22 protein-coding genes are annotated in these 23,722 nt (G+C 67.1%); 11 read left to right on the top strand and 11 right to left on the bottom strand.

What is annotated here, in order from left to right; all coding sequences use genetic code 11:
• Positions 1-41: 41 nt before the first annotated feature.
• Together ACVOJ1_RS01495 and ACVOJ1_RS01490 are read left to right on the top strand one after the other, a co-directional pair.
• Positions 42-1,892, top strand: a complete 1,851-nt coding sequence (locus tag ACVOJ1_RS01495; protein ID WP_346479912.1) for an ABC transporter ATP-binding protein — start codon at positions 42-44, stop codon at positions 1,890-1,892.
• Positions 1,893-1,971: 79 nt separating this feature from the next.
• Positions 1,972-2,751: a ferredoxin--NADP reductase gene (locus ACVOJ1_RS01490; protein WP_053516913.1), complete on the top strand. Its 780-nt coding sequence runs from the start codon at positions 1,972-1,974 to the stop codon at positions 2,749-2,751.
• A 49-nt stretch (positions 2,752-2,800) separates the two neighbouring features.
• Here the strand turns inward: ACVOJ1_RS01490 and ACVOJ1_RS01485 are convergent, their stop codons facing one another.
• Positions 2,801-3,292 carry a glutathione peroxidase gene (locus ACVOJ1_RS01485; protein WP_065181959.1) on the bottom strand — a complete coding sequence of 164 codons (492 nt, stop codon included), beginning with the start codon at positions 3,290-3,292 and terminating at the stop codon, positions 2,801-2,803.
• A 118-nt stretch (positions 3,293-3,410) separates the two neighbouring features.
• On the opposite strand from ACVOJ1_RS01485, the gene ACVOJ1_RS01480 reads away from it, so the two are divergent.
• Positions 3,411-5,579 carry a M3 family metallopeptidase gene (locus ACVOJ1_RS01480; RefSeq protein WP_053516910.1) on the top strand — a complete coding sequence of 723 codons (2,169 nt, stop codon included), beginning with the start codon at positions 3,411-3,413 and terminating at the stop codon, positions 5,577-5,579.
• Between the two features lie 111 nt (positions 5,580-5,690).
• Here the strand turns inward: ACVOJ1_RS01480 and cfa are convergent, their stop codons facing one another.
• From cfa to ACVOJ1_RS01465, 3 genes are read right to left on the bottom strand one after another with little or no spacing between them, the layout of a single operon-like run.
• The gene (gene cfa, locus ACVOJ1_RS01475; protein ID WP_346479911.1) at positions 5,691-6,806 is read right to left on the bottom strand and encodes a cyclopropane fatty acyl phospholipid synthase; all 1,116 of its coding nucleotides are present in this window, start codon (positions 6,804-6,806) and stop codon (positions 5,691-5,693) included.
• A gap of 19 nt (positions 6,807-6,825) precedes the next feature.
• A complete protein-coding gene (locus ACVOJ1_RS01470; protein ID WP_481558691.1) occupies positions 6,826-7,710 on the bottom strand; it encodes a DUF3298 and DUF4163 domain-containing protein in 885 nt (294 codons plus the stop codon).
• Between the two features lie 36 nt (positions 7,711-7,746).
• A complete protein-coding gene (locus ACVOJ1_RS01465) occupies positions 7,747-8,049 on the bottom strand; it encodes a GNAT family N-acetyltransferase (protein ID WP_053516908.1) in 303 nt (100 codons plus the stop codon).
• 209 nt (positions 8,050-8,258) lie between these two features.
• On the opposite strand from ACVOJ1_RS01465, the gene ACVOJ1_RS01460 reads away from it, so the two are divergent.
• Positions 8,259-8,420 carry a hypothetical protein gene (locus tag ACVOJ1_RS01460; protein ID WP_164972342.1) on the top strand — a complete coding sequence of 54 codons (162 nt, stop codon included), beginning with the start codon at positions 8,259-8,261 and terminating at the stop codon, positions 8,418-8,420.
• Positions 8,421-8,475: 55 nt separating this feature from the next.
• Here ACVOJ1_RS01460 and ACVOJ1_RS01455 read toward each other — a convergent pair whose 3' ends face one another.
• Complete coding sequence (locus ACVOJ1_RS01455) at positions 8,476-9,102, bottom strand: rhomboid family intramembrane serine protease (RefSeq protein WP_053516907.1); 627 nt, start codon at positions 9,100-9,102, stop codon at positions 8,476-8,478.
• Between the two features lie 7 nt (positions 9,103-9,109).
• Positions 9,110-10,675, bottom strand: coding sequence for a POT-type proton-dependent oligopeptide transporter (locus ACVOJ1_RS01450; RefSeq protein WP_346479909.1), 1,566 nt, complete (start codon positions 10,673-10,675; stop codon positions 9,110-9,112).
• 164 nt (positions 10,676-10,839) lie between these two features.
• Here ACVOJ1_RS01450 and ACVOJ1_RS01445 point away from each other — a divergent pair, with 164 nt between their 5' ends.
• A complete protein-coding gene (locus ACVOJ1_RS01445; protein ID WP_053516904.1) occupies positions 10,840-11,688 on the top strand; it encodes an endonuclease/exonuclease/phosphatase family protein in 849 nt (282 codons plus the stop codon).
• Between the two features lie 102 nt (positions 11,689-11,790).
• Here the strand turns inward: ACVOJ1_RS01445 and ACVOJ1_RS01440 are convergent, their stop codons facing one another.
• Entirely contained in the window at positions 11,791-12,402 is a 612-nt protein-coding gene (locus tag ACVOJ1_RS01440; protein ID WP_049458515.1) for a superoxide dismutase, read from the bottom strand.
• Positions 12,403-12,620: 218 nt separating this feature from the next.
• Here ACVOJ1_RS01440 and ACVOJ1_RS01435 point away from each other — a divergent pair, with 218 nt between their 5' ends.
• Together ACVOJ1_RS01435 and ACVOJ1_RS01430 are read left to right on the top strand one after the other, a co-directional pair.
• Entirely contained in the window at positions 12,621-13,079 is a 459-nt protein-coding gene (locus ACVOJ1_RS01435; RefSeq protein WP_065175477.1) for a guanyl-specific ribonuclease, read from the top strand.
• Complete coding sequence (locus ACVOJ1_RS01430) at positions 13,076-13,489, top strand: barstar family protein (protein WP_346479908.1); 414 nt, start codon at positions 13,076-13,078, stop codon at positions 13,487-13,489. The genes ACVOJ1_RS01435 and ACVOJ1_RS01430 overlap by 4 nt, the downstream gene beginning before the upstream one ends.
• Positions 13,490-13,610: 121 nt before the next feature.
• Here the strand turns inward: ACVOJ1_RS01430 and ACVOJ1_RS01425 are convergent, their stop codons facing one another.
• Together ACVOJ1_RS01425 and ACVOJ1_RS01420 are read right to left on the bottom strand one after the other, a co-directional pair.
• Entirely contained in the window at positions 13,611-15,371 is a 1,761-nt protein-coding gene (locus tag ACVOJ1_RS01425) for a hypothetical protein (RefSeq protein ID WP_065175479.1), read from the bottom strand.
• 10 nt (positions 15,372-15,381) lie between these two features.
• The gene (locus ACVOJ1_RS01420) at positions 15,382-15,981 is read right to left on the bottom strand and encodes an NfuA family Fe-S biogenesis protein (protein ID WP_065175480.1); all 600 of its coding nucleotides are present in this window, start codon (positions 15,979-15,981) and stop codon (positions 15,382-15,384) included.
• Between the two features lie 90 nt (positions 15,982-16,071).
• Between ACVOJ1_RS01420 and ACVOJ1_RS01415 the strand changes: the two genes are divergently transcribed.
• From ACVOJ1_RS01415 to zupT, 3 genes are all read left to right on the top strand, one after another.
• A complete protein-coding gene (locus ACVOJ1_RS01415) occupies positions 16,072-16,422 on the top strand; it encodes a 4a-hydroxytetrahydrobiopterin dehydratase (RefSeq protein WP_053516899.1) in 351 nt (116 codons plus the stop codon).
• Entirely contained in the window at positions 16,419-16,832 is a 414-nt protein-coding gene (locus ACVOJ1_RS01410; RefSeq protein WP_053516898.1) for an energy transducer TonB, read from the top strand. The genes ACVOJ1_RS01415 and ACVOJ1_RS01410 overlap by 4 nt, the downstream gene beginning before the upstream one ends.
• 96 nt (positions 16,833-16,928) lie before the next feature.
• Positions 16,929-17,738: a zinc transporter ZupT gene (gene zupT / locus ACVOJ1_RS01405; protein ID WP_074899329.1), complete on the top strand. Its 810-nt coding sequence runs from the start codon at positions 16,929-16,931 to the stop codon at positions 17,736-17,738.
• A gap of 373 nt (positions 17,739-18,111) precedes the next feature.
• On the opposite strand, the gene ACVOJ1_RS01400 is transcribed toward zupT, so the two are convergent.
• Positions 18,112-19,086: an RluA family pseudouridine synthase gene (locus tag ACVOJ1_RS01400; protein ID WP_253119536.1), complete on the bottom strand. Its 975-nt coding sequence runs from the start codon at positions 19,084-19,086 to the stop codon at positions 18,112-18,114.
• 408 nt (positions 19,087-19,494) lie between these two features.
• Here ACVOJ1_RS01400 and rne point away from each other — a divergent pair, with 408 nt between their 5' ends.
• Positions 19,495-22,725 carry a ribonuclease E gene (gene rne, locus ACVOJ1_RS01395; RefSeq protein ID WP_346479907.1) on the top strand — a complete coding sequence of 1,077 codons (3,231 nt, stop codon included), beginning with the start codon at positions 19,495-19,497 and terminating at the stop codon, positions 22,723-22,725.
• A gap of 111 nt (positions 22,726-22,836) precedes the next feature.
• Here rne and ACVOJ1_RS01390 read toward each other — a convergent pair whose 3' ends face one another.
• Positions 22,837-23,721: an endonuclease/exonuclease/phosphatase family protein gene (locus tag ACVOJ1_RS01390; protein WP_346475864.1), complete on the bottom strand. Its 885-nt coding sequence runs from the start codon at positions 23,719-23,721 to the stop codon at positions 22,837-22,839.
• Position 23,722 lies beyond the last annotated feature (1 nt).

Genomic DNA, 23,722 nt, shown 5'->3' with positions numbered 1-23,722 from the left:
ATTCATGCCTTCGCCACGGCTCCGGCGCGCACAATGGCGACATGCCTTCAGCCGAAAAGAAACCCAGCCTGCGCCAGCGCTTCAATGCGATGCGCAACGTGCCACCGTTCCTGCGGCTGGTGTGGAAGACCAGCCCCGCACTGACCCTGGTCAGCCTGGGGCTGCGCCTGATCCGTGCCCTGCTGCCGGTCGCCATGCTGTATGTGGGCAAGCTGATCATCGACAGCGCGCTGCAGCTGAGCCGGCACGACGCCGGCTTTCCGCCGCTGGGCGAGGCCCTGGCCAGCGGCCTGCTCAATCCGCTGCTCGGGTTGCTGGCCCTGGAGCTGGGCCTGGCCATCGTCTCCGACCTGCTGGGCCGGATGGTGGCCTACGCCGATGCCCTGCTGTCGGAGCTGTTCGCCAACGCCACCAGCATCCGGCTGATGGAGCACGCCGCAACGCTGGATCTGGAGGACTTCGAGGATCCGGACCTGCAGGACAAGCTGGACCGCGCACGACGCCAGACGATGGGCCGGATGAACCTGATGAGCCAGCTGTTCGGCCAGGTGCAGGACGCCATCACGGTGGTCAGCCTGGCGGTGGGCCTGCTGGTCTACGCGCCGTGGCTGATCCTGCTGCTGGCGCTGGCCCTGGTGCCTGCCTTCATCGGCGAATCGCACTTCAACGCCGCCGGCTACAGCCTGAATTTCCAATGGACGCCCGAGCGCCGCCAGCTCGACTACCTGCGCCAGCTCGGCGCCAGCGTGGAGACGGCCAAGGAAGTGAAGATCTACAACCTGCACCGCTTCCTGGTGGAGCGTTACAGGAGCCTGTCGGTGGCGCTGTTCAGGGCCAACCGGGCGTTGGCCCGGCGCCGTGCCTTGTGGGGCACCCTGCTGGCCGCGCTGGGCACGCTGGGTTATTACACCGCCTACGCCTACATCGCCTGGCGCACGGTGCGCGGCGATTTCTCGATCGGCGACCTGACCTTCCTCGCCGGCAGCTTCCTGCGCCTGCGCCAGCTGCTGGAGGGCCTGCTGATCGGCTTCTCGCAGGTGGCCAGCCAGGCCCTGTACCTGGACGATCTGTTCTCGTTTTTCCAGATCCAGCCGGAGATCCATTCGCGCGAGGGCGCCGCAGCCGTGCCGCAGCCCATCCGCCAGGGCTTCGTGTTCGAGAACGTCGGCTTCCGCTATCCCGATGCCGAGCAATGGGCCGTCCGCCACCTCGATTTCCAGCTGCATGCCGGCGAAGTGCTGGCACTGGTCGGCGAGAACGGTGCCGGCAAGACCACGCTGGTCAAACTGCTGGCACGGCTGTACGAGCCCGACGAGGGGCGCATCCTGCTCGACGGCCGGGACCTGCGCGACTATGACCTGGATGACCTGCGCGCCAATCTCGGGGTGATCTTCCAGGACTTCGTGCGCTACAACCTGAGCGCCGGCGAGAACATCGGCGTTGGCCAGGTCGAGGCGATGGCGGACCGGGAACGGGTTGCCGATGCCGCGCGCCGGGGCATGGCCCAGGAAGTGATCGAGTCGCTGCCACGCGGCTACGACCAGCTGATCGGGCGTCGCTTCAAGGAGGGCGTGGACCTCTCCGGCGGGCAGTGGCAGAAGATCGCCATCGCCCGCGCGTGGATGCGCAATGCGCAGGTGATGATCCTGGACGAGCCGACCGCAGCGCTGGATGCGCGCAGCGAGTTCGAGGTATTCCAGCGGTTCAGGGAACTGGCGGACAATCGCACTGCCGTACTCATCTCCCATCGCTTCTCGTCGGTGCGCATGGCCGACCGCATCCTGGTGCTGGCCGATGGCCGGATCGAGGCCAGCGGCACCCACGAGCAGCTGATGGCCCAGGGCGGCCGCTACGCCGAGCTGTTCGAGCTGCAGGCCGCCGGCTACCGCTGAGAACGCCTCTCGTTCCGCCTAATGAGAACCTGTCTCATTTGAGATAGAATTACCCCGACGACTTCCAACAGATACGCCCATGTCTTCCGCTTTCGGCGCCGAAACGGTGCTTGAGGTCCGCCACTGGACCGATGCCTACTTCAGCTTCACCCTCACCCGCGACAGCGGTTTCCGCTTCGAGAACGGCCAGTTCGTGATGATCGGCCTGGAAACCGACGCCCGGCCGCTGCTGCGCGCCTACTCCATCGCCAGCGCGAACTGGGAAGAGCAGCTGGAGTTCTTCAGCATCAAGGTGCAGGACGGCCCCCTGACCTCGCGCCTGCAGCACATCAAGCCCGGCGACAAGGTTCTGGTAGGCAAGAAGCCCACCGGCACCCTGCTGATCAGCGATCTGCATCCCGGCAGGAACCTGTACCTGCTGGGCACGGGCACCGGCCTGGCGCCCTGGCTGTCGATCATCAAGGACCCGGAGACCTACGAGCGTTTCGAGAAGGTGATCCTGTGCCACGGCGTGCGCTACGAGAAGGACCTGGCGTACCGCGACTATTTCGAGAAGGACCTGCGTGAGCACGAGTTCCTCGGCGAGATGATCGGCGACAAGCTGTTGTACTACCCGGCCGTCACCCGCGAACCGTTCGCCAACCAGGGGCGCCTGACCTCGCTGATGGAAAGCGGGGAAATGCAGCGCACCCTGGGCCTGCCGGAACTGAGCCCGGAGAATGACCGCGCGATGATCTGCGGCAGCCCGCAGATGCTGGCCGACCTGCGCACGGTGCTCGACGCCCGTGGCTTCCAGGTCTCCCCGCGCATCGGCCAGCCGGGTCACTACGTGTTCGAGCGCGCCTTCGTCGAGAAGTGACCCGTAGCGCCGGGCCTGCGTCCGGCGCTGCTGCGGGAAGCGGCAGCCCTTACTGCCGGGACTGCAACGCTTTCTCGATGTCCCCGCGAAGGCTTTCCGGCTTGTCGGTCGGCGCGTAGCGTTTCAGCACCTGCCCGTCGCGTCCGACCAGGAACTTGCTGAAGTTCCATTTGATCGCGCTCAGCCCCAGCAGGCCGGTCTTCTCGGACTTCAGCCACTTCCACAGCGGGTGTGCACCGTCGCCGTTGACCTGGATCTTCTCCGACAGCGGGAAGTCCACTGCATAGGTCAGCGCACAGAAGCTGCGGATCTCCTCGGCATTGCCCGGTTCCTGGTGGCCGAACTGGTCGCAGGGGAAGCCGATCACCACCAGGCCCTTCGGGCCGTACTCGCGCCACAGCGCCTCCAGTCCCTCGTACTGCGGGGTGAAACCGCACTTGCTGGCCACGTTGACCAGCAGCAGCGCCTTGCCGCGGTACTGCTCCAGGGCCTGCGGCTGGCCGTCCAGGTCGGTGAAACCGAAATCGAACGCAGTGGTCATGGCAGATCTCCGCAATGGGGGGTTCCGATGGTATCCCCGCCCATGCCTTTCGACACAAGCCCGATCCCATTACCCCGGGTTAACCTCGGGCACTTGTCTGCCTTACCGGAGTACCGCCTTGACCACCCGCCTTGCCCTTGCCGTGGCCATGACCCTCGGCCTTGCCCTGCCCGCCTATTCCGCCGGCGCCGCCACCCCGGCTGCCAGCACCACCGCACAGCAGGCCAACCCGTTCTTCGCCGAAAGCCCGCTGGCACTGCACTATCCGCAGTTCGACAAGATCAAGGACAGCGACTTCGCTCCGGCCTTCGATGCCGGCATGGCGCAGCAGCTGAAGGAAATCGAGGCCATCGCCAACAACAAGGCCAAGCCGACCTTCGACAACACCATCATCGCCCTGGAAAAGAGCGGTGACATCCTTGACCGCGCGACCACCGTGTTCTTCGCCCTGGTCGGCGCGGACACCAACGACACCCGCAAGAAGCTGCAGGCCGACTACTCGGCCAGGTTCGCCGCGCACAGCGATGCGATCGCCCTGAACAGCAAGCTGTTCGCGCGCATCCAGGCGCTGTATGACACCCGCACGCAGCTGGGTCTGGACGCCGAAGGCGTGCGCCTGGTCGAGAAGTACTATGACAACTACGTGCGCGCCGGCGCCAAGCTGTCTGACGCGGACAAGGCGAAGCTGAAGGAAATGAACGCCGAGCTGGCCAACCTCGGTACCCGCTTCAGCCAGAACGTGCAGTCGGAAGTGAACGCTTCGGCGATCACCGTTGATGACGTGAAGGAACTGGATGGTCTGTCCAGGGAGCAGATCGCCGCCGCCGCCGAAGCCGCCAAGGCCCGTGGCCTGGATGGCAAGTATGTGATCACCCTGCTCAACACCACCGGCCAGCCGCCCCTGACCAACCTGGCCAACCGCGCCCTGCGCCAGAAGATCTATGAAGCGTCGGTCAGCCGTGGCAGCCGCGGCGGCGAGTTCGACAACACCGCCATTGTCTCGCGCATCATGCAGCTGCGTGCCGACAAGGCCAAGCTGATGGGCTTTGCCAACTTCGCCGCGTACAACCTGACCAACCAGACCGCCAAGACCCCTGAGGCGGTCAACGCAATGCTGGGCAAGCTGGCCCCGGCCGCAGTGGCCAACGCCAAGCGCGAAGCGGCCGACCTGCAGGCAATGATCGACCAGGAGCAGAAGGCCGCGGGCAAGCCGACGTTCGCGCTGGAGCCGTGGGACTGGGCCTTCTACAGCGAGAAGGTGCGCCAGGCCAAGTACAACTTCGACGAGTCGCAGCTGAAGCCGTACTTCGAACTGAAGAACGTGCTGGAGAACGGCGTGTTCTTCGCCGCCAACCAGGAATTCGGCCTGACCTTCAAGCAGCGCACCGACCTGCCGGTCTATCACGATGATGTCACCGTCTACGACGTGTTCGACGCCGACGGCAGCCAGCTGGCGATTTTCCTGTTCGACCCGTACGCCCGTGCCTCCAAGCGCGGCGGCGCATGGATGAACTCGTATGTCTCGCAGTCGAAGCTGACCGGCTTCAAGCCGGTGGTGGCCAACCACCTCAACATCCCCAAGCCGCCGGCCGGCCAGCCGACCCTGCTGACCTGGGATGAGGTGACGACCACCTTCCACGAATTCGGCCACGCCCTGCACGGCATGTTCTCGAACGTGAAGTACCCGTACTTCTCGGGCACCTCGGTGCCGCGTGACTTCGTCGAGTTCCCCTCGCAGGTCAACGAGATGTGGGCCGATGACAGCGCCATCCTGAAGAACTACGCCAAGCACTACCAGAACGGCACGGCGATGCCGCAGGCACTGCTGGACAAGGTGATCGCCGCGGCCAAGTTCAACCAGGGCTTCGCCACCACCGAGTACCTGGGTGCGGCCATGCTGGACCAGCGCTGGCACCAGATCGGCCCGGACCAGGTGCCGGCCGCCAAGGACGTGATGGCCTTCGAGCGCGCCGCGCTGGAGAAGGACGGCATCTACTACGCACCGGTTCCGCCGCGTTACAAGACCCCGTACTTCAGCCACATCATGGGCGGCTACTCGGCCGGCTACTACGCCTACATCTGGTCGGAAGTGCTGGACGCCAACACCCAGAAGTGGTTCCGCGAGAACGGTGGCCTGAGCCGCAAGAACGGCGACCACTTCCGCGCTACCCTGCTGTCGCGTGGCGGCAGCGTCGACGCGATGCAGCTGTTCCGCGATTTCGCCGGCCACGAGCCGCAGATCGAACCGCTGCTGGAGAAGCGTGGCCTGACCGGCACCGGCAACTGATCGCCGGTACGCTGAGCTGAAAACAGAACCGCCCGGGAAACCGGGCGGTTTTTTCGTTGTGGTTGGGGTCAGAGCCCTTTTCTGCGAAAGGGATCTGACCCCGCTCTGGCTTCATCGCGGCGCCACATAGCCTCCCGGCACACCTTCCGGCGAAAGCACCAGCTGCCACAACTGCGCGTGCCGGCAACGGAAGGTCGCCATCGAACCGGCCAGATAGAAGCGCCACATCCGCCGGAAATGCTCGTCATAGCGCGCATCCAGCCGGGGCCACGCCGCTTCCACGTTGCGCCGCCACGCCTGCAGGGTCAGGTCGTAGTCGGTGCCGAAATTGTGCCAGTCCTCCAACACGAACCGCCCCTCGAACGCCCTGCTGATCTGCGCCGCGGAGGGCAGCATCGAGTTGGGAAAGATGTAGCGCGCGATCCACGGATCGGTACGATGCCGCGACACGTTGGTCCCGATGCTGTGCAGCAGCAGCAGGCCACGTGGCGACAGGCAGCGCCGCGCCACCTCGAAGAAACTGCGGTAGTTCTTGTCACCGACGTGCTCGAACATGCCGATCGAGAAGATCGCATCGAAGGGTTCGTCCAGCGCGCGGTAGTCCTGCAGGCGGATCTCGATCGGCAGACCGGCGCACAGCTCGCGCGCGAATTCCGCCTGCTCCTGCGAGATCGTTACACCGACCCCGCTGACTCCATAGCGTTCGGCAGCGAACTTCAGGGCCTCGCCCCAGCCACAGCCGATATCCAGCACCCGCTGGCCCGGGCGCAATCCCAGCTTGCGGCAGACCAGGTCCAGCTTGGCTTCCTGTGCGGCGTCCAGATCATCGGCCTGCCGCCAGTAGCCACAGCTGTACACCAGGCGCCGGCCCAGCATCGCCTGGTACAGATCGTTGCCCAGATCGTAGTGGCGACGGCCGACTTCGTAGCTTCCCTGCCCGGCCTGCAGGTTGAACAGGCGCGCCTTCAGCGCGTCGGCCACTTCCCGCCAGCCGTGCACCCGTTCGTCCAGATGCGCCTGCATGAGGTGGACCAGGAATTCGTCCAGGACGTTGGCGTCCCACCAGCCATCCATGTAGCTCTCGCCCAGGCCGAGCGAACCGTGCGCCATGACCCGTGCGAAGAACCTCGGATCATGTACCTGGATGTCCTGTGGCCGGGAGCCGCCAATGCGGACCCCGGCTTCCTGGAGCAGGCCGCTGACCCGCTCCTGCAACCCTGTATCCACGCCCCCTCCTCGTCTGCGCTCAACCGCGTGCGAACAGCTCCACGTAATCCTTGGCCACGTGCGGCAACAGCACCGCCGCCGGCACATCGGCGGTCTGCGTTCCATCCGAGTATGGACCCACCTGGTAGGGCGGGAAAACAAAGCGCAGCGCGGTGATCTGCCCCTTGTCGTCGGTCAGCGGCTGGAACTGGCTGAAATTGTCGGGCTGCGGGCCGGTGCCATCGGCGATCATGCGCGATGCATTGCGCAGCGACTCCTGCAGCTCGGCCGGCTCCATGTCCTCGCCGCTGAGGCGTGTCGCCACGCGCTCGCGCAGCTGGTCCGCGACGAAATCGCTGATCGCCTTCCAGCCCTTGCTGTCGGTCACCAGCTTGTCGGCGCTGAGCATCTGCTGTTGCTCCGGCAGCCAGACGAAACGTGCCACCAGGGGTTCGCCGTGGGCGCCGCCGGTGTAACGGCTGCCATCGGCACTCAACACCACCAGCTGCGGCGTCTCCAGCACCTTCTCGAAGCTCAGCGAGAGTTCGTAGGGCATGGTCGGCTTGTCGTTGCCCAGCCCATCGAGCGCCTGCTGCAGCTCGCTGCGGGCCGTGGTGGCGTAGTCCTGCAGCGCACGCGCCAGGCCCGGATAACGGTCGATGCCTGCCGGATAGCTGATGCCCACCACCTCGCGTTCGTTGTTCTCGATCACGTCGCGCAGGTCGAGCGGTGCTTCCGCAGCGGGCGCCTCGCCCGTGGCGGAGGCATCGACCGCCGGCGCCGCGTCGGCCACCGGTGCCGGGGTTTCGGCTTCACGCTGGCAGCCCGCCAGCAACAGCACGCCTGCCACACCGGCCAGCACGCTTCCGCGCAGCAGCCGGTTGTTTCCAATCTTCATCGGGATCCCCTGTTCATGTTCATCCATCATCGCCCGCCCTGGCTTAAGCGTAGCCCGCTGGCGTCATCCCGCCAGAAGGTCGTGATACTCCTCATGCCGCTGCAGGAATGCCTCGGCGTAGGCACACGCCGGCACGACCTTGTACTTCTGCTCCCGCGCGAACCGCAGCGCCACGCGGGTCAACTCGCCGGCGATGCCCCGGCCGGCGATCGGCTCGGGCACCTCGGTGTGGGTGATGACCATGCGTCTGCGCTTGATCTGGTAATCGAGCACCGCCACCTGTCCACGCACACGGGCAGTGAAGCGATGGTTGGCCTGGTCGTGATCGACCTCGTAGGCCAGACCGGGGGGCGTGACCGAAGCCATGGGACTGTCTCCTGCGGCGACTGCGTGGATGGTGCGCAGCCGGGCGCCATGATCGCGTGAAGCCTGAACAGGGGCAAGTCCAGGCCCTCCACGTCAGTTTGCGACCCTAAAGCTGGAGCGCCCGCGGCCGCTATCGCCTGCGGAGGGGTCCGGCCACGCTGGCACGGCCCTTGCGACCGTAGACCGTGCGACTGCCGTGGAGGCCCCCGATGCACCCCAGCGATTCCCATTCCGATACCGACCGCGCCCTGCTGGAGGGCCTGCTCCAGCTCGCCGTGGAAGGCCAGACCGACGAGCAGGCCTTCCAGCGTATCGGCGAGGAAGTCTTCGCCCGCCTGCTGGACACCTACGGCCAGCAGACCCGGGCCTGACCACGAGCGGGGGCCCTGCCCCGGGGTCGGATCCAGCAGATCCGGCCCCAGCCCCTCAACCGCCGCCCAGGCGGAAGGTCGGGTTGGACAGTTCGCGCAGGAAGTGGGTGAAGATGCTCGGCTGCATGGCCAGCATGAAGATCACGCCGAATGCCGCGCCGGCCAGGTGCGCGCTGTGGTTGATGCGGTCGCCGCCGCGCTTGTCCATCCAGATGCTGTAGCCGACATAGAACGCGGCGTACACGATGGCCGGTGCGGGGATGAAGAACACCAGGATGATCGACCACGGCTTGATCAGGATGAAGGCGAACAGCACCGCCGACACCGCACCCGAAGCCCCCAGGCTGAGGTAGTTCGGATTCTTCTGGTTCTTCAGGTAGCTCGGCAGGATCGAGACCACCAGCGCGCCGATGTAGAACGCCGGATAGGTCAGGTAGCTGCCGGTCAGCTGCACCATCACGCTCTCGATGAATCCCCCGAAGAAGAACAGGGTGATCATGTTGAAGATCAGGTGCGACCAGTCCGCGTGGATGAATCCATAGGTCACCAGCCGGTCGTACTGGCGGTGGCGGTCGATGGCCGGTGGCCACAGGATCAGGCGGTCGGCCAGCGCGCGGTGGTTGAACGCCCTCCATGACAGGATGGCGGTGATGGCGATCAACAGCAGATTGACGGGGGTCATGTCAGGCTCAGGCAGCGCGGTAGTTGTCGACCATACGATAGCGTTTCGCGTACCAACCGAAGGCCAACGCCGCGATGAAGGCGAAGCCGGCGAAGAAGAACATCAGGAACGCCGCCTCGCTCAAGCCGGTGCCGGCGATCTGGTGGGTCACCGTTTCGTTGCGTACGGCCGCATTGGACAGCAGCACCCACAGGTTGCCGATGGTGGTGGTCAGGTTCCAGAAGCTCATCACCACCCCCTTCATCGCCTGGGGCGCCTGGCTGTAGGCGAACTCCAGGCCGGTCGCGGACACCAGGACCTCACCGAAGGTCAGCAGCGCGTACGGCAGGATCTGCCAGAAGATCGACATGGCATTGCCGCCATCCATCACCACCTGGATGCTGCCGACGACGATCCAGGCCAGGCCGCTGAAGGCGATGCCGGCGGTCATCCGGCGCAGCGCGGTCGGCTCGAAGCCGAAGCGGCGCAGGGCCGGGTACAGCACCAGGTTGTTGAACGGGATGAGGATCATCACCAGCAGCGGGTTCAGCGCCTGCATCTGCGAGGCGGTGAACCAGCTCGGCATCTGCATCTGCTGTCCCTGCAGCACCCAGGTCGAGGCCTTCTGGTCGAACAGCGAGAAGAACGGCGTGGTCAACGCGAAGATCACCAGCACGCGCAGCACCGAACGCACGCCCTCCACGGCTTCGGCCGGATGCTGCGCGCGGGCGCGGTCCAGCTGCAGCCAGGTGCCGCCACCAACACCGGCCAGAATCGCCACCAGCGCAAGGCACAGGCAGATCACGATGCCCAACGAGCCGACCAGGCCGAACGATGCCACCGCCAGCACCAGGCCGGCCACGGCGATCGCCAGGCCCGGACGGCCCTGGCCCGCCACCCGCGCGGTCAGCGCCGTGCGCGCCACGTTGGCGAACGAATGCGGGTCCTTCGGCGGCAGCGGCACCAGTACGTAGCGCTTGCGGCCAAGCCAGAACACGAAGGTCGCCACGAACATCAGGATGCCCGGAATGCCGAACGCCCACTGCGGGCCCCAGTTCTTCAGCACCAGCGGAATCAGCAGCGACGCAAACAGCGAGCCGAAGTTGATGATCCAGTAGAAGGCATCGAACACCAGCTTGGCCAGGTGCTTGTTGCTCTGGTCGAACTGGTCACCCATGAACGAGGCCACCAGCGGCTTGATGCCACCGGCACCCAGCGCGATCAGGCCCAGGCCGAGGAAGAAGCCCTGGCGGCTGTTCTCGAACAGCGCCAGGCACAGGTGGCCGGCGCAGTAGACCAGGCTGAACCAGAGGATCGTGTGGTACTTGCCGAAGAACCTGTCGGCCAGCCAGCCGCCCAGCAGCGGGAAGAAGTACACGCCGATCATGAAGCTGTGCATGATGTCCTTGGCTTCACCGGCACGGCCTTCCGCAGTGATTTCCTGCAGCAGCAGCGAGGTGATCAGGAACTGCACCAGGATGTTGCGCATCCCGTAGAAGCTGAACCGTTCGCAGGCCTCATTGCCGATGATGTACGGGATCTGGCGCGGCATCTTTCCCTGGCCGGCGATGGGGGCGACTGCGTCGTGGCTCATCCTGTAAGGCATTCCTGCAAAGCGAAAGCCGCAAGGTTACCGGAACCTGCGGGCTGGAAGCACGCTGCGGGGCTGCATGACAGCGCCGCCGATCCATGGCAGGCGGTACCGGTGCCCTGCCGGAAGTCACGGCACCTGCACGACAAAAGCGTAAACTTATCGTTATGCGCGCCCTCGTCCTCGTCCGCCCCCTGCTCGGCTGCTGCCTGTTGCTGCTTGCATTGCCGGCACCGGCGCGGCCGCAGGCCGCGGACACCGCGACCCTCGACGCGCAGGCCCGGCAGCTGACCGTGGCGGCCCTGGAACTGCCCGGGCGGGACGATGCGCAATGGAAGCAACGCCGCGAACAGGTGGCGCAGCTGTTGACCGAGCTGCAGCCGGACGTCATCTCGGTGCAGCAGGTACGGCAGCAGCAGGGGCGCAACCCGGCCTGCTGGCTGGCCAACCGGCTGCGCTACAGCTGCGACTTCGTCACGGCCGACCCGCCCAGCCAGCCGCTGCGGCACGGCAATGCGATGCTGACGCGGCTGCCGGTCAGCGAGGATGGCGTGACCCTGCTGCACCCGCCCGGTACGTTCAGCGCGGCGGGCATGATGCGGCTGCGGCTGGGCGAGGCCCTGGTCAATGTCTACGTGACACGCCTGCGCCCGGAGCCGGATGAAGCGGCGGCCCGCCAGCACCAGACCAGCGATCTCATGGCCTGGATCAGCGCGACCGCCGAAGGCCTGCCCAGTGTGATCGCAGGCGATTTTTCCGCCGGCACGGTGGAACTGGTGCGCGCTACGCCGGGCTTCCAGCCGGCCCGGCGCAGCCCGGGCGGCCGGGCGGAAGCGTCAGCCTCCGGTGCCGGCGGCGCCAGCGGTCACGGTCTGGATGTGCTGTTCCAGGTCAAGCATTTCGGCGGCATCCGCCAGCAGCCCATCCTGCTGCCGGCCGACGGCGAGCTGCCTGGACTGCGCCTGGGGATGATGGCCACCCTGCGCCTGCAGGGCGATACGGCCACCGCGGAATAGGCCCGCCCTCGGCACCCACCAGGTCCCGCCCGACGTCCAGAAGCTGGCAAACAAAAAGGCCGGGGTCTCCCCCGGCCTTCTCATGTCATCCCGTCACCGCCTTCAGGCGATCGCGTCCTGGTAACGGCGCTCGACTTCGTTCCAGTCGATGACGTTGAAGAACGCGCCGATGTATTCCGGACGACGGTTCTGGTACTTCAGGTAGTACGCGTGCTCCCACACGTCCAGACCGAGGATGGGCGTGTTGCCTTCCATCAGCGGGCTGTCCTGGTTGCCGGTGCTTTCCACCACGACCTTCTTGTCGGGGGTGACGCTCAACCATGCCCAGCCGCTGCCGAAGCGGGTCAGCGCCGCCTTGGTGAAGGCGTCCTTGAACTTGTCGAAACCGCCCAGGTCCTTGTCGATGGCCTTGGCCACGTCGCCCACCGGGTTGCCGCCCGCGTTCGGCGCCATCACCGTCCAGAACAGCGAGTGGTTGGCATGGCCACCGCCGTTGTTGCGCACCGGGCCCTGCAGGTTCTCCGGCAGCGACTTCAGCTTCTTCACCAGCTCTTCCACCGGCAGGTCAGCGTACTCGGTACCTTCCAGCGCCGCGTTGACGTTGTTGATGTAGGTCTGGTGATGCTTGGTGTGATGGATCTCCATCGTCGCCGCGTCGATATGCGGCTCCAGCGCGTCGTAGGCGTAGGACAGCTTGGGCAGGGTATAGGCCATGATGCATCTCCTGATTGCGAGGGCACCCGACGGTGTCGGGTGTAGCGCGGTGAATGATGGGGACAGACCACTAGATTACCAAGGGGGATGTAAAGGAAATTGCGTCCTGCCGGTGAGCATGCCGGCAATTGTTACGCAGCGGTGACGCGGCGGTTCCTCATGCAGCGTGCAGCGCACAGGCGCTACAGTGCATGCACCACCCTCACCCGTTCGTGCCCATGCGCAACCCCCGGCTGCTGATCACTGCCATCGCCCTGCTGCTGCTCGGCCTGGTCGTCAACCACGTCATGCAGCGGCCGCCGGCACCGCAGTTCGCGCCGGACCTGCAGGGCGCCCCGACCCGGACTGCCCCCACCCCGGCACACGGCGATGGCGCACGCAGCGGCCTGCCCGCCTTCCTTCCCGCCGAAGCACGCCAGACCATCACCCTGATCCAGCGGGGCGGGCCCTTCCCGCACCGCCAGGATGGCAGCACCTTCGGCAACCGCGAGCAGCGCCTGCCGCAGCGGCCGCGTGGCTACTACCGCGAGTACACGGTCGACACCCCCGGTGCGGGCAACCGGGGGGCACGCCGCATCGTCACGGGCGGCGATCCAGCAGAGGCGTGGTACTACACCGATGACCATTACGGCTCATTCCGCAGCTTCACCGTTCCATCCCCCGGAGACGCTCGATGAGCCACGATGATTTCGGCCTCGGCCTGCACGACATCAACAACGCCGGCGTGTATGCCATCGACAGCGCGGACATCGGCGCGCTTGCCGCGGCCATGCGCAATGCCGGCCTGAAGGTGATCCGCATCGATCTGGAGGGCGTGACCGACAAGCGCACCCTGCTGGCGCGGCTGTCCGCGCAGCTGGACTTCCCGGCCGGTTTCGGCGGCAACTGGGATGCCCTGTCGGACAATCTTCGCGACCTGCAGTGGCTGCCGGCCAGCGGTTATGCGCTGTTCCTGGCGGATGTCGACGCGCTGCGCGCTGGCGCAGCCAAGGATTTCGACACCCTGCTCGACGTGCTGGACGAAGCCAGCCGGGATTGGGTCGGCCGCGACGTGCCGTTCTGGGTGTTCCTGTCACAGAGCGAGTAAAGGGGCGACGCCGACCAAGGCCGGCCGCCCGCAATGGTTCCGGCGAAGAGCCCCCTTGTTGTTCAAAGGGGGCGCGCCAACGGCGCGGGGATAAGGAAACATGCGTGGACAATGGGAGCCGCTAGCGGCTCCCATTGTCTTCCTGCAGTTCCTTCTTGAACGGGATATCCGGCGGCGGCCGGGCCACGGCCGGCTGGTCCTGCATGTTCGGGTCGGTCAGGCCGCAGCCGCCACCCGCCTGCAGAATGGAGATGACGCAGGAAATCCGGGTGCTGGTGCCGGGAAGCGGAATCTCCATCGCCTTGACGCCCTTGCGCACCCACTCGGCCAGCAGCGACTCCTGCGGCACCCAGTATTTGTCGAACGAGGTGGGCGTGTAGTCGTAGGGCGGTCGCTTCAGCCATGTCCCCGACTGGGCGATGCGTTCCTTGCTCCAGCCGTCGTTGTCCCCCCCGGGAGCGCCACGCTCCGCATTGCCGGGGCCGTCCTGCCCCGGTACACGCACGCTGCCGTCGGCGTTGAACAGGCCGTTGCCCCGGCCCGCGCTGCTCGCCTGCGCGGCGCCGCTGCGGGCGCCATCACGAGTGCGATCCGAGGCCCCCCAGTCGTCGCCCCGGGCCGGCGTAGCCCAGTTGCCCGGGGTCGGCGTCGGGCGGGCACCGGCCTGTGCCGGTGTCGTGGCGGCGGCTGATGGGCGCGCCGCGGGACTGCTCACCGCAGCCGCGCTGCCCTGGGCTGCGGGGGCGGAGGTTGCGGCACTGCCACTGGAAGGCGCAGGCGAAGCGACCGGTGCAGACGCCACCTCACGTTCGCGCACCTGCACGTCGCGGCCCGCGGGCGCCCGTACTGCAGGCTCACGGCCTGCGATCGGCGCCATCCGCACCTGCGGATCGACAACCGCCTGCACTTCGCGTTCGCGCACCTGCACATCCTGCTGCGGAACGCGGATCGGTACTTCCGCTGCGCGCACCGCCGGAGCCACGACGGGTGTCTCCACGATGGCCACCTCACGTTCCTGCACCTGCGGCTGGCGGATCTGCGGCACCCTCACCTGCACATCCGGTGTGCGCAGCGCTTGCGGTGTGGGCGGCGCCTCCAGCGGCTGCACGCTGCGCTCGCGTACGCTGGGCGTTGTGTCGCGCGGCACGATGCTCACTTCGGTGCGCGGCACGCTGACCGGCGGCACCACGAAATCGGTCGTGGCCTGCGCCACGTCGGTCGCCTGGACCGGCGAAGGCGGCGGCGTGGCCGGTGGGGCCGGCTCGGTCGGCATGGCTTGCGGAGGCGTACTGGCGGCAGCGGGGGCCGCAGCAGGGGATGGCTGCGGGCGCGCCGCGACCGGTCGCGGCTGCGGCGCAGTTGCCGATCCTGCCGCGTCTCCTGCAGCCGTGCGGCCGGCTGCAGCTGCTGCAGCCGATTCGGCGCCGGGCTGGTCGCCTCCGCCCTCCTGGCTGGCGCGGCCGACAAACTCGATCTGCACGCGCTCACCGTCGGATCCCTGCTCGGCGGGCACCGAGGTGCGGATCACCGCCACCCACAGCAGCAGCAGGAAGAACAGCAGGTGCAGCAATGCACTGGCGACGGCCGACGTCCAGCGCATCCAGCGCTGGTCACGCGGCGCCGGCTCCCAGTCCTGCCACAACAGGCGCCGCAGCGCCTGCCAGCGGGGCAGCGCCGGCAGCGTCCCGGGGCGTCCCGGCAGAGGCCTGGGCAGCAGCACCGCGATCACCTCGCGGGCATGGAACGGGCGTGGCAACGGGCTCAGCGAGCGCAGCCACAGCGCCCAGCCATAAGGCAGGCGCGTGTTCTTCTCCAGGATGATCGGTTGCTGCTGGCGCGCCAGCAGCAGGTCGATGAGTTGCTCGGCTCTGGGCAGCGGCACGCGTCGGCGATCAGGCGGCGTTGCCGCGCGGGATGTACGGTGCGTGGCCGCTGTCGTGGTCGGTCGCGTCGCGCACTGCGGTCACGCCGGGCACCCGGCCCATCAAGGTCTTTTCGATGCCCTGCTTGAGGGTCACATCGGCCATGCCACAGCCCTGGCAGCCACCACCGAAACGCAGCAGCACCACGCCCTCGGCCGAGACTTCCTGCACTGCGACCTTGCCGCCATGGGAGGCGAGCTGTGGATTGATTTCATTTTCCACCACCCAGTGCACACGCTCGACCAGCGAAGCGGCCTCCCCGGGCGCTTCGCCCTTGATGCGCGGCGCCTTGATGGTCAACTGCTGGGCACCTGCCGCGCCAGCCACGATGTCGATCTCCGCGCCATCGAGCCAGCCGACGCTGCCGGCGTCGACATACAGGGTGAACCCGTCGCAGTCCACGGCCCACTCGTCGCCGTGCAGGTCCGAGGGTTCGGCGAATTCCAGCCGCGCATCGGCACGCGGAGTGCCGGGATCGACCGCGCTCAGGCGTACGCCCATGCCGGGCGCGCCCTCGCGTTCGATCAGCTTGCGGAAATGGGTCTGGGCAGTGTCGGAGATCTGGATCATCAGGCTATTCTAGCCAAGTAAGTGTCAACCGCTCATTCGGTTTATACACCGTCCGGCGCATTGTTCAGTCAACACGAGGTGGAGATTCCCATGGCCGACCTGATTCCACTGGCCCAGGCCCGTTGCGTACCGCGCAAAGGCAGCGACCACAAGCTGGGCGAGGCCCGGCTGGCCGAGCTGCTGCCGCAGATTCCCGGCTGGGAACTGGCCGAGGGCGGCCAGGCGCTGCTGCGCACCTTCCGCTTCAAGGACTACTACGCCACCATGGCCTTTGTGAATGCACTGGCCTGGATCGCCCACCACGAGGATCACCACCCGGACCTGGGCGTGCACTACGACCGCGCCGTGGTGCGCTATTCGACCCACGACGTCGGCGGCCTGAGCGAGAACGACTTCATCTGCGCGGCCAAGACATCGGCCCTCACGGAGCAACTGCCATGAATGTGCGAGTGCTGAGCCTGTCCCTGATCGCCGTGACCGGCCTCGCCGGCTGTGGCGCCTCCGAGCCGTCGCCGCCCGTGCCGCCGCCGACCGAGGTGGCTGCGGTGAAGACGCCGCCGCCGCAGTACCCGCTCGAGCTGGCCTGTACCGGTACGGGCGGCACCAGCACCTTCAAGGTGACCATCGGCACCGACGGCAAGCCCAGCGAAGTGACCCTGCTGAGCGGCGCGGGCAACCCGCAGCTGGATGAGCTGGCCAGGAATGCCGTGCAGGGCTGGCAGTTCAAGGCCGCCACCCGCAACGGCCAGGCCGTGCCCGCCACCATCCAGGTGCCGGTCAGCTTCAACCCGCCGCAGCCAAAGCCGGACCAGTGTTTCGCGGTGGAAGAGCGCCTGCGCCGCGGCGGCTGACCGCACACCATGACGAGGCCAGCCGACGCCCGCCTCGCCCTTGCCGCCCCGGCAGTGCCCGGGGCGGTTGTCTGTTGACCAGGACCGCGTCGGTACATGCTGCAGATCCCCCCCGAAAACATCTGGATCGCGCTGGCGGTCACCCTCGCGGCCGGCCTCGCGACCGCCATCGGCAGCCTGCTGGTGCTGTTCTCGCGCCGCCCCAACCCGCGACTGCTGGCGTTCGGCCTGGCCTTCGCCGGCGGCGCGATGGTCTACGTATCGCTGTCGGAGATCCTCAACAAGTCCATTGCGTCGTTCGCCCTGGCCTATGGCGAGCGCACCGGCTTCACCTACGGCACGCTGGCGTTCCTGGCCGGTGTGATCGTGATCGTGCTGATCGATCACTTCATTCCCAATCCGCACGACAGCCTGGACAAGCAGGACCCTGCGTTCCGCGAGAACAGCCGCGAGTACCTGAAGCGGGTCGCGCTGCTGACCTCGGTGGCGATCACCGCACACAATTTCCCGGAAGGGCTGGCGACCTTCTTCGCTACGCTGGAAAGCCCGTCGGTGGGCATGCCGCTGGCCTTCGCCATCGCCATCCACAACATTCCCGAGGGCATCGCAATCGCGGTGCCGGTGTACTTCGCCACCCAGAACAAGTTCTATGCGTTCGGCGCCAGCCTGCTGTCGGGCCTGGCCGAGCCGGTGGGGGCCATGCTGGGCTACTGGCTGCTGTCCGGATCGCTGTCGCACGCCACGTTCGGCTGGGTGTTCGGCCTGATCGCCGGCGTGATGGTGTTCCTGGCCCTGGATGAACTGCTGCCGGCGGCCAAGCGCTACGCCAAGGGTCACGAAACGGTGTACGGCCTGGTTGCAGGCATGGGAACGCTGGCGATCAGCCTGGTGCTGTTCAAGTGGTGAGAGGGTTGCGGCCAACGGGCTGAGCCCCCTCGCGGCTGGCGGAGCGAGATCCCGGGGTTGGGCCGGGCTCTGACAGGCTATAGGCGCGTGCCAGCCGCGCGATGAAAGAATGAAAAAGCGAAGCCCGCGCTGCGCGCGTCAGTCGAGCGTGGCTCGACTCTACAAGGGCTGCGTGCGGGTATGGGTCTACGCTGCGGCTGTCAGGTCCGCCTTGTAGCGAGCCGAGGAGCGCAGGGCACCGGCGCGCAGCGCCGGCGCGGATGGCGGCGTGTTTCTTTGGCTACTTTCTTTGCACGAGCAAAGAAAGTGACAAGCCCACTCATCGCAGGGAAGCGACGGTGCCGACCAAGCGCCCGGCGCCGCCGAACCGCCGTCAGCGCAGGCGGTCCAGCGCCTCGACCAACTCATCCGCCAGCGGAGCGTTCAGCACGTAGGGGGTCTTGCCGTCGTCCAGCGCGAACTCCAGCGAGGCCGCGTGCAGGAACAACCGCTTCAGGCCGATCTGCTCACGAAGCCGCTTGTTCACCGCAGGATCGCCGTACTTGTCGTCACCGGCCACCGGATGCCCCAGATGCTGGGCGTGCACCCGGATCTGATGGGTCCGGCCGGTCTCGATGCGCACCTCGCAATAGGAATGGCCCCCACGCCGCTCCAGCACGCGGAAATGACTGATCGATTCCTTGCCGATCGCATTGACCTGGACATGTCGCTCACCGCCCTGGCGCAGGCCCACGTGCAGCGGCGCGTCCACCGTCATCACCCCGTCGGGCATGCGTCCGGTCAGCAGGGTCAGGTAACGCTTGCGGATGCCGGCGCCATGGTCTTCACGCAGCAGCGCCTGCAGCTCGCTCAGCGCCGAGCGCTTCTTGGCCACCACCAGCAGGCCCGACGTATCGCGGTCGAGACGGTGCACCAGTTCCAGCGTCTGGCCCGGGCGCAGGGCGCGCAGGGTCTCGATGGCGCCGAAGCTGATCCCGCTGCCGCCATGACTGGCCACGCCCGAGGGTTTGTTCAGCGCCAGCAGCCGTGCGTCCTCGAAGACGATGGCCTGTTCCAGACGACGCATGAACGACTCGGGAGGGCCAGCCTTGTCTCCCTCCTCGGTGAGACGAACCGGCGGCACCCGCACCTCGTCGCCCGCCTCCAGCTTGCGCTCGGCCTTGGCGCGGCCGCCATTGACCCGCACCTGCCCGCTGCGCACCAGCTTGTAGACCAGGCTGCGCGGGGCCCCTTTCAGCTGGCCGAGCAGGAAATTATCCAGGCGCTGGCCGGCGCGGTCGGCGGGAACGGTGATCATGCGCACGGATGGCTTGTCGCCAGCTGGCTTGGTGGGGTCTTGGGCGGTCATCAGGCTGTTTATTCTGTTACACTCGGGGGGCGAGATAAGGGATTGATTTCGTTGGAAGTTACTCAGGGCCAGAAGCCCAGCTTCCGACGAATCCGGCACAGTGCGCGACCACCGCCCGCGGGGCGGCCATGTTAGCGGCTCACCGGCCTTCCCGGCCATCGCCGGATGCCTGACACGCAACCGTGCTGAACATGTCCCGCGTGGCGCTCCAGCCTGGCTGACAGCTGCCTGCGGCCCTGCAACACCCCAAAAACCATATGAGTGAAGCGCTCCCGCGGCCTGCCGTGGTGTCGTAGCGCTGGAAACCCAAGCCCCCCTCCCCGCGCTTGCGCGAATGGGGGGCGAGCCGTATCCAGAGGCGAAACCCCATGGCGTTCCGCGCGGTAGCCGCTTGCGAGGAACGCAACAATGAAGCGAATGCTGATCAACGCCACGCAGGCTGAAGAGCTGCGTGTTGCCATCGTGGATGGCCAGTCGTTGTATGACATCGACATCGAGCAGCCGTCGAAGGAACAGAAGAAGTCCAACATCTACAAGGGCCGGATCTTCCGCATCGAGCCCTCGCTGGAAGCCGCCTTCGTCGAATATGGCGGTGGCCGCCATGGCTTCCTGCCGCTGAAGGAAATCTCCCGCGACTACTTCCAGGCCGGTGTCGACCACAACAAGGCCGGCATCCGCGAGCTGCTCAAGGAAGGCCAGGAAGTGGTGGTCCAGGTCGACAAGGAAGAGCGTGGCAACAAGGGCGCCGCCCTGACCACGTTCATCTCCCTGGCCGGCCGCTACATGGTGCTGATGCCGAACTCGCCAAGTGCCGGCGGCGTCTCCCGCCGCATCGAGGGCGAAGACCGGGCTGCCCTGAAGGACGCACTGGACAAGCTGAACATTCCCGACGACATGGGCGTGATCATCCGTACCGCCGGCGTCGGCCGCGATGCGGAAGAGCTGCAGTGGGATCTGGACTACCTGCTCAGCGTCTGGCGGGCGATCGCCGAGGCGGCGCTGAGCAAGCCGGCCCCGTTCCTGATCTACCAGGAATCGCGCCTGATCGTGCGCGCCCTGCGTGACTACCTGCGCGCCGACATCGGCGAGATCCTGGTGGACACCGAGGAGATGTACGAGCACGCCAGGGAGTTCATGCAGCAGGTGATGCCGCAGACCCTGCGCAAGCTCAAGCATTACAAGGACGACATCCCGCTGTTCAACCGCTTCCAGATCGAATCGCAGATCGAAGGCGCCTACGAGCGCAACGTGCGCCTGCCGTCGGGCGGCTCGATCGTGGTCGACCAGACCGAAGCACTGACCGCCGTCGACGTGAACTCCTCGCGCGCGACCAAGGGCAGCGACATCGAGGACACCGCCTTCCAGACCAATCTGGAAGCGGCCGAGGAAGTGGCCCGCCAGCTGCGCCTGCGCGATCTGGGCGGCCTGGTGGTGATCGACTTCATCGACATGTCCTCCAACAAGCATCAGCGCGAGGTCGAGAACCGCCTGGCCAACGCGCTGAAGTACGACCGCGCACGCGTGCAGGTCGGCCGCATCTCGCGCTTCGGCCTGCTGGAAATGAGCCGCCAGCGCCTGCGCCCGAGCCTGGGCGAATCGAGCCAGATCGTCTGCCCGCGCTGTGATGGCCACGGCCGCATGCGCAGCGTCGAGTCGCTGTCGCTGTCGATCATCCGCGTGGCCGAAGAGCACGCGATGAAGGAGAACACCGGGCAGGTGCTGGTGCAGGCGCCGGTGGAGATCGCCAATTACCTGCTGAACGAGAAGCGCAGCGCGCTGCGCGAAATCGAACAGCGCCATGAAGCGCCGATCGTGATCGTCGCCGACGAGCAGCTGCATACCCCGCACTACACGGTCACCCGCCTGCGTGAGAACGAACTGGGCGAGGAAAGCAGCCGTCCGAGCTACCAGCGTGGCACTCCGCGCAAGCTGCCTGTGCACGCCCTCACCAAGGGCCAGCTGAACATCCCGCCGCCGGTGGTGACCCAGGTCAAGCACACCTCCCCCGCCCCGGTGCGTGAGGAACTGGAGCCGGCTGCAGCGGCACCCGCGCCGGTGGTGGCTGCGCCCGCCGCCCCGTCGACCGGCGGTGGCGTGATCGGTTGGATCAAGCGCGTGTTCGGTGGTGAGCCGGCACCCGCCCCGGCGCCGCCGGCCGCCCGCCAGCCGCAGCAGGACGGTGGCCGCAGGGAGCGCAACAAGGATCGCAACAAGGACCGCAAGGACCGTCGCGACGACAATCGCGGCAACGGCAATGCGCAGCAGCAGAAGGAGGGCGGCAACCGCAAGGATCGCGGCGAACAGCGCAAGGACGGTCGTCAGGGCGGCAATGGCAACCCGAACGGCAACGGCCAGCCGCAGGGCAAGCAGAAGGACGGCCAGCAGCCGCAGCAGCAGAACAAGCCGCGCAACGAGCAGCAGGGCCAGAACCCGCAGCAGCAGCCGAAGCTCAAGCAGCCGAAGCAGCCGCGTCCGCAGCAGGACGGCGACAAGCCGGCCGAGAAGCCGCAGCGTGGTGCCGCAGAAGCCCAGACCGACACGGCGACGGCGTCCGCTGCGGTGGCGGCCAGTGCCATCACCGCTGCTGCGGTGACCGCGCGGGAGGCTACGGCGCCGGTCGCGGCGGTGGTCGCACAGCCGCCGGTCGAAACCGCGGCGCCGGCCGAAGTCGCGCCTGTCACCGCCGTTGAAGGTGACGCCACTGCCGTGACGGGCGAAGAGGCACCTGCCGACACCACGGGCGAGCAGGCCGGCGAAGGCGCGACCCGCCGTCGTCGCGGTCGTCGTGGTGGCCGCCGCCGCCGCCGTGGTGGCGCCGAGAATGCGGCCGGCACCGATCCGCTGGGCGAAGACCAGGATGACGGTGACGAAGGCGATGACGCCGACAGCACCGACAGCGCCGAGCCGCGTGTCGACCACGCTGCCGGGTCAGCACCGGTTGCAGCCACGCAGCCCGCCCGCTCGCAGCCGGAGTTCGACTTCGATGATGACGTCGAGCCGTCCATCGTCGAAGGCGAGAAGCCGGCCCGCGTTGCGGCCGCTGTCGCCGCCGCACCGGCCGCCGTGGTCAGCAGCGCCGTGGTTGAAGCCGCCGCGCCGGTGACCGCCGCGCCTCCGGCACCGGTCGAGACCGCTGCCAAGGCAGAACCGGCGCCCTCGCCGGTGCAGACCAGCATGCTCGACGCCATCGACGCCGCGACACCCGCACAGCCCGTGGCGGCGGCAACCCCGTCGGCGGACGCCGCACCGGTGATCGAAGCAACGCCGGTAGTGGCCGAAGCGGCCCCTGTGGTGGACGTGAAGCCGGTCGTGGTCGAGCCTGCACCCGTCGTGGAATCGAAGCCGGCGGCTGTTGAGGCAGCGCCCGTGCCTGAGACCGCACCGGTGGCTGTTGAGGCGGCCCCGGTGGTTCAAGTGAAGCCGGTCGTCGAACCTGTTGTGGTTGCCGAAGCCCCGGTCGCACCGGTGGCCGTGGAAGCCCCGTCGGTGGAGGCCCCTGCACCGGTCGCCGATGCCGTCGTGACGCCGACCCTCGACCCGGTCGCGGATGGCCATGCCGATGCTGCCGCCCAGGCGGCCGAAGCCAAGGCTGACGAAGAGGACGACGAGGCCGCCAAGCGCACGCCGCCGGCCAACTGACCGCTCGTTGATCGGGTGACAGCAGAACGGCGGGGATCGATGATCCCCGCCGTTTCTGTTTGTGCATCGGGCTGTATCGTGCCGACCGGGGATAGGCCGCTGGGTCGTTGTTCAGGGTTTCGGCGCGAACTGCAATCGCGTCCAGACGCCGTAATGATCCGAAGCCCAGCGCCCGCTGTCATCCGGCTGGTCGAACAGAAGCCTGGCCTCCCGTGCAACCAGCTGATCCTGCTGGAAGAAGATGTGATCGATCCGCGAGGGCGCCGGGTAGTAATGCCGGTTGAGGGTGCTGACAGCCGCCAGGTCGGTGTTCACATGCACGCTGCCATAGCTGTCGCCATAGTGGCTGCGCAGCTCGCTCAGGTCACCCGCATCGACCAGTGCGTTGAAGTCGCCTGCGATCACCACCGGCGCGCCATCCGACGTTGCGGCGATGAAGCGCAGCAGATCTTCCACCTGCGTCCGCCGGATGCGCTTGCCGCTTTCATCGCTGCGCTCATTGAGATGGGTTGCATAGAGGTTGACTGGCCGGCCCTCCACCTCGATGCGCAGGTGCGCCACGGTGCGGTAGTCGTCCAGCGGCAGCAGCAGGTGCTCGCCCTGGGCGAGGATCGGCTGTCGCGTCAACAGTGCGTTGCCGTAGCGCTTGGGCGCGCCGACCGGATCGGTGGACACGAACACGTATCGGTAGCCCAGCTGGCTGGCGAGCCATTGCGCCTGGTTGCGCACGTTGCGCCGCTGGATCACTTCCTGCAGCGCGATCGCATCAGGTTGCAGGCGCTTGAGTTCTGCCAGGATGGTACGACGCCGGCTGGGCCAGTCCTCGCGGTCGTGGTGCAGGTTGAAGGTGACCATGCCCATGCCAGGCGCGCGGGCGGCTGCGTCCACATCGTCCGCCCGTGGCACGTCCGCCACCGCCGCGGCAGGCAGCGCCAGCGCGATCGCCATGCCCAGTGCGCACGCTGCCGCGCGCGCACGCCATGCCTTCCTACCCATG

The organism is Stenotrophomonas sp. STEN225, assembly GCF_056756445.1.
This window is presented reverse-complemented; position numbering and strand designations above follow the sequence as displayed.

What these genes read in the sequence shown, in the direction of transcription:
- ACVOJ1_RS01390 (WP_346475864.1), bottom strand. Translation starts at nt 23,721, where the DNA reads ATGGGTAGGAAGGCATGGCGTGCGCGCGCGGCAGCGTGCGCACTGGGC.
- rne (WP_346479907.1), top strand. Translation starts at nt 19,495, where the DNA reads ATGAAGCGAATGCTGATCAACGCCACGCAGGCTGAAGAGCTGCGTGTT.
- ACVOJ1_RS01460 (WP_164972342.1), top strand. Translation starts at nt 8,259, where the DNA reads ATGCACCCCAGCGATTCCCATTCCGATACCGACCGCGCCCTGCTGGAG.
- ACVOJ1_RS01485 (WP_065181959.1), bottom strand. Translation starts at nt 3,292, where the DNA reads ATGACCACTGCGTTCGATTTCGGTTTCACCGACCTGGACGGCCAGCCG.
- ACVOJ1_RS01410 (WP_053516898.1), top strand. Translation starts at nt 16,419, where the DNA reads ATGAATGTGCGAGTGCTGAGCCTGTCCCTGATCGCCGTGACCGGCCTC.
- ACVOJ1_RS01415 (WP_053516899.1), top strand. Translation starts at nt 16,072, where the DNA reads ATGGCCGACCTGATTCCACTGGCCCAGGCCCGTTGCGTACCGCGCAAA.
- ACVOJ1_RS01400 (WP_253119536.1), bottom strand. Translation starts at nt 19,086, where the DNA reads ATGACCGCCCAAGACCCCACCAAGCCAGCTGGCGACAAGCCATCCGTG.
- ACVOJ1_RS01445 (WP_053516904.1), top strand. Translation starts at nt 10,840, where the DNA reads ATGCGCGCCCTCGTCCTCGTCCGCCCCCTGCTCGGCTGCTGCCTGTTG.
- ACVOJ1_RS01470 (WP_481558691.1), bottom strand. Translation starts at nt 7,710, where the DNA reads ATGGATGAACATGAACAGGGGATCCCGATGAAGATTGGAAACAACCGG.
- ACVOJ1_RS01450 (WP_346479909.1), bottom strand. Translation starts at nt 10,675, where the DNA reads ATGAGCCACGACGCAGTCGCCCCCATCGCCGGCCAGGGAAAGATGCCG.
- ACVOJ1_RS01430 (WP_346479908.1), top strand. Translation starts at nt 13,076, where the DNA reads ATGAGCCACGATGATTTCGGCCTCGGCCTGCACGACATCAACAACGCC.
- ACVOJ1_RS01420 (WP_065175480.1), bottom strand. Translation starts at nt 15,981, where the DNA reads ATGATCCAGATCTCCGACACTGCCCAGACCCATTTCCGCAAGCTGATC.
- ACVOJ1_RS01465 (WP_053516908.1), bottom strand. Translation starts at nt 8,049, where the DNA reads ATGGCTTCGGTCACGCCCCCCGGTCTGGCCTACGAGGTCGATCACGAC.
- ACVOJ1_RS01435 (WP_065175477.1), top strand. Translation starts at nt 12,621, where the DNA reads ATGCGCAACCCCCGGCTGCTGATCACTGCCATCGCCCTGCTGCTGCTC.
- zupT (WP_074899329.1), top strand. Translation starts at nt 16,929, where the DNA reads ATGCTGCAGATCCCCCCCGAAAACATCTGGATCGCGCTGGCGGTCACC.
- ACVOJ1_RS01440 (WP_049458515.1), bottom strand. Translation starts at nt 12,402, where the DNA reads ATGGCCTATACCCTGCCCAAGCTGTCCTACGCCTACGACGCGCTGGAG.
- ACVOJ1_RS01495 (WP_346479912.1), top strand. Translation starts at nt 42, where the DNA reads ATGCCTTCAGCCGAAAAGAAACCCAGCCTGCGCCAGCGCTTCAATGCG.
- ACVOJ1_RS01490 (WP_053516913.1), top strand. Translation starts at nt 1,972, where the DNA reads ATGTCTTCCGCTTTCGGCGCCGAAACGGTGCTTGAGGTCCGCCACTGG.
- ACVOJ1_RS01455 (WP_053516907.1), bottom strand. Translation starts at nt 9,102, where the DNA reads ATGACCCCCGTCAATCTGCTGTTGATCGCCATCACCGCCATCCTGTCA.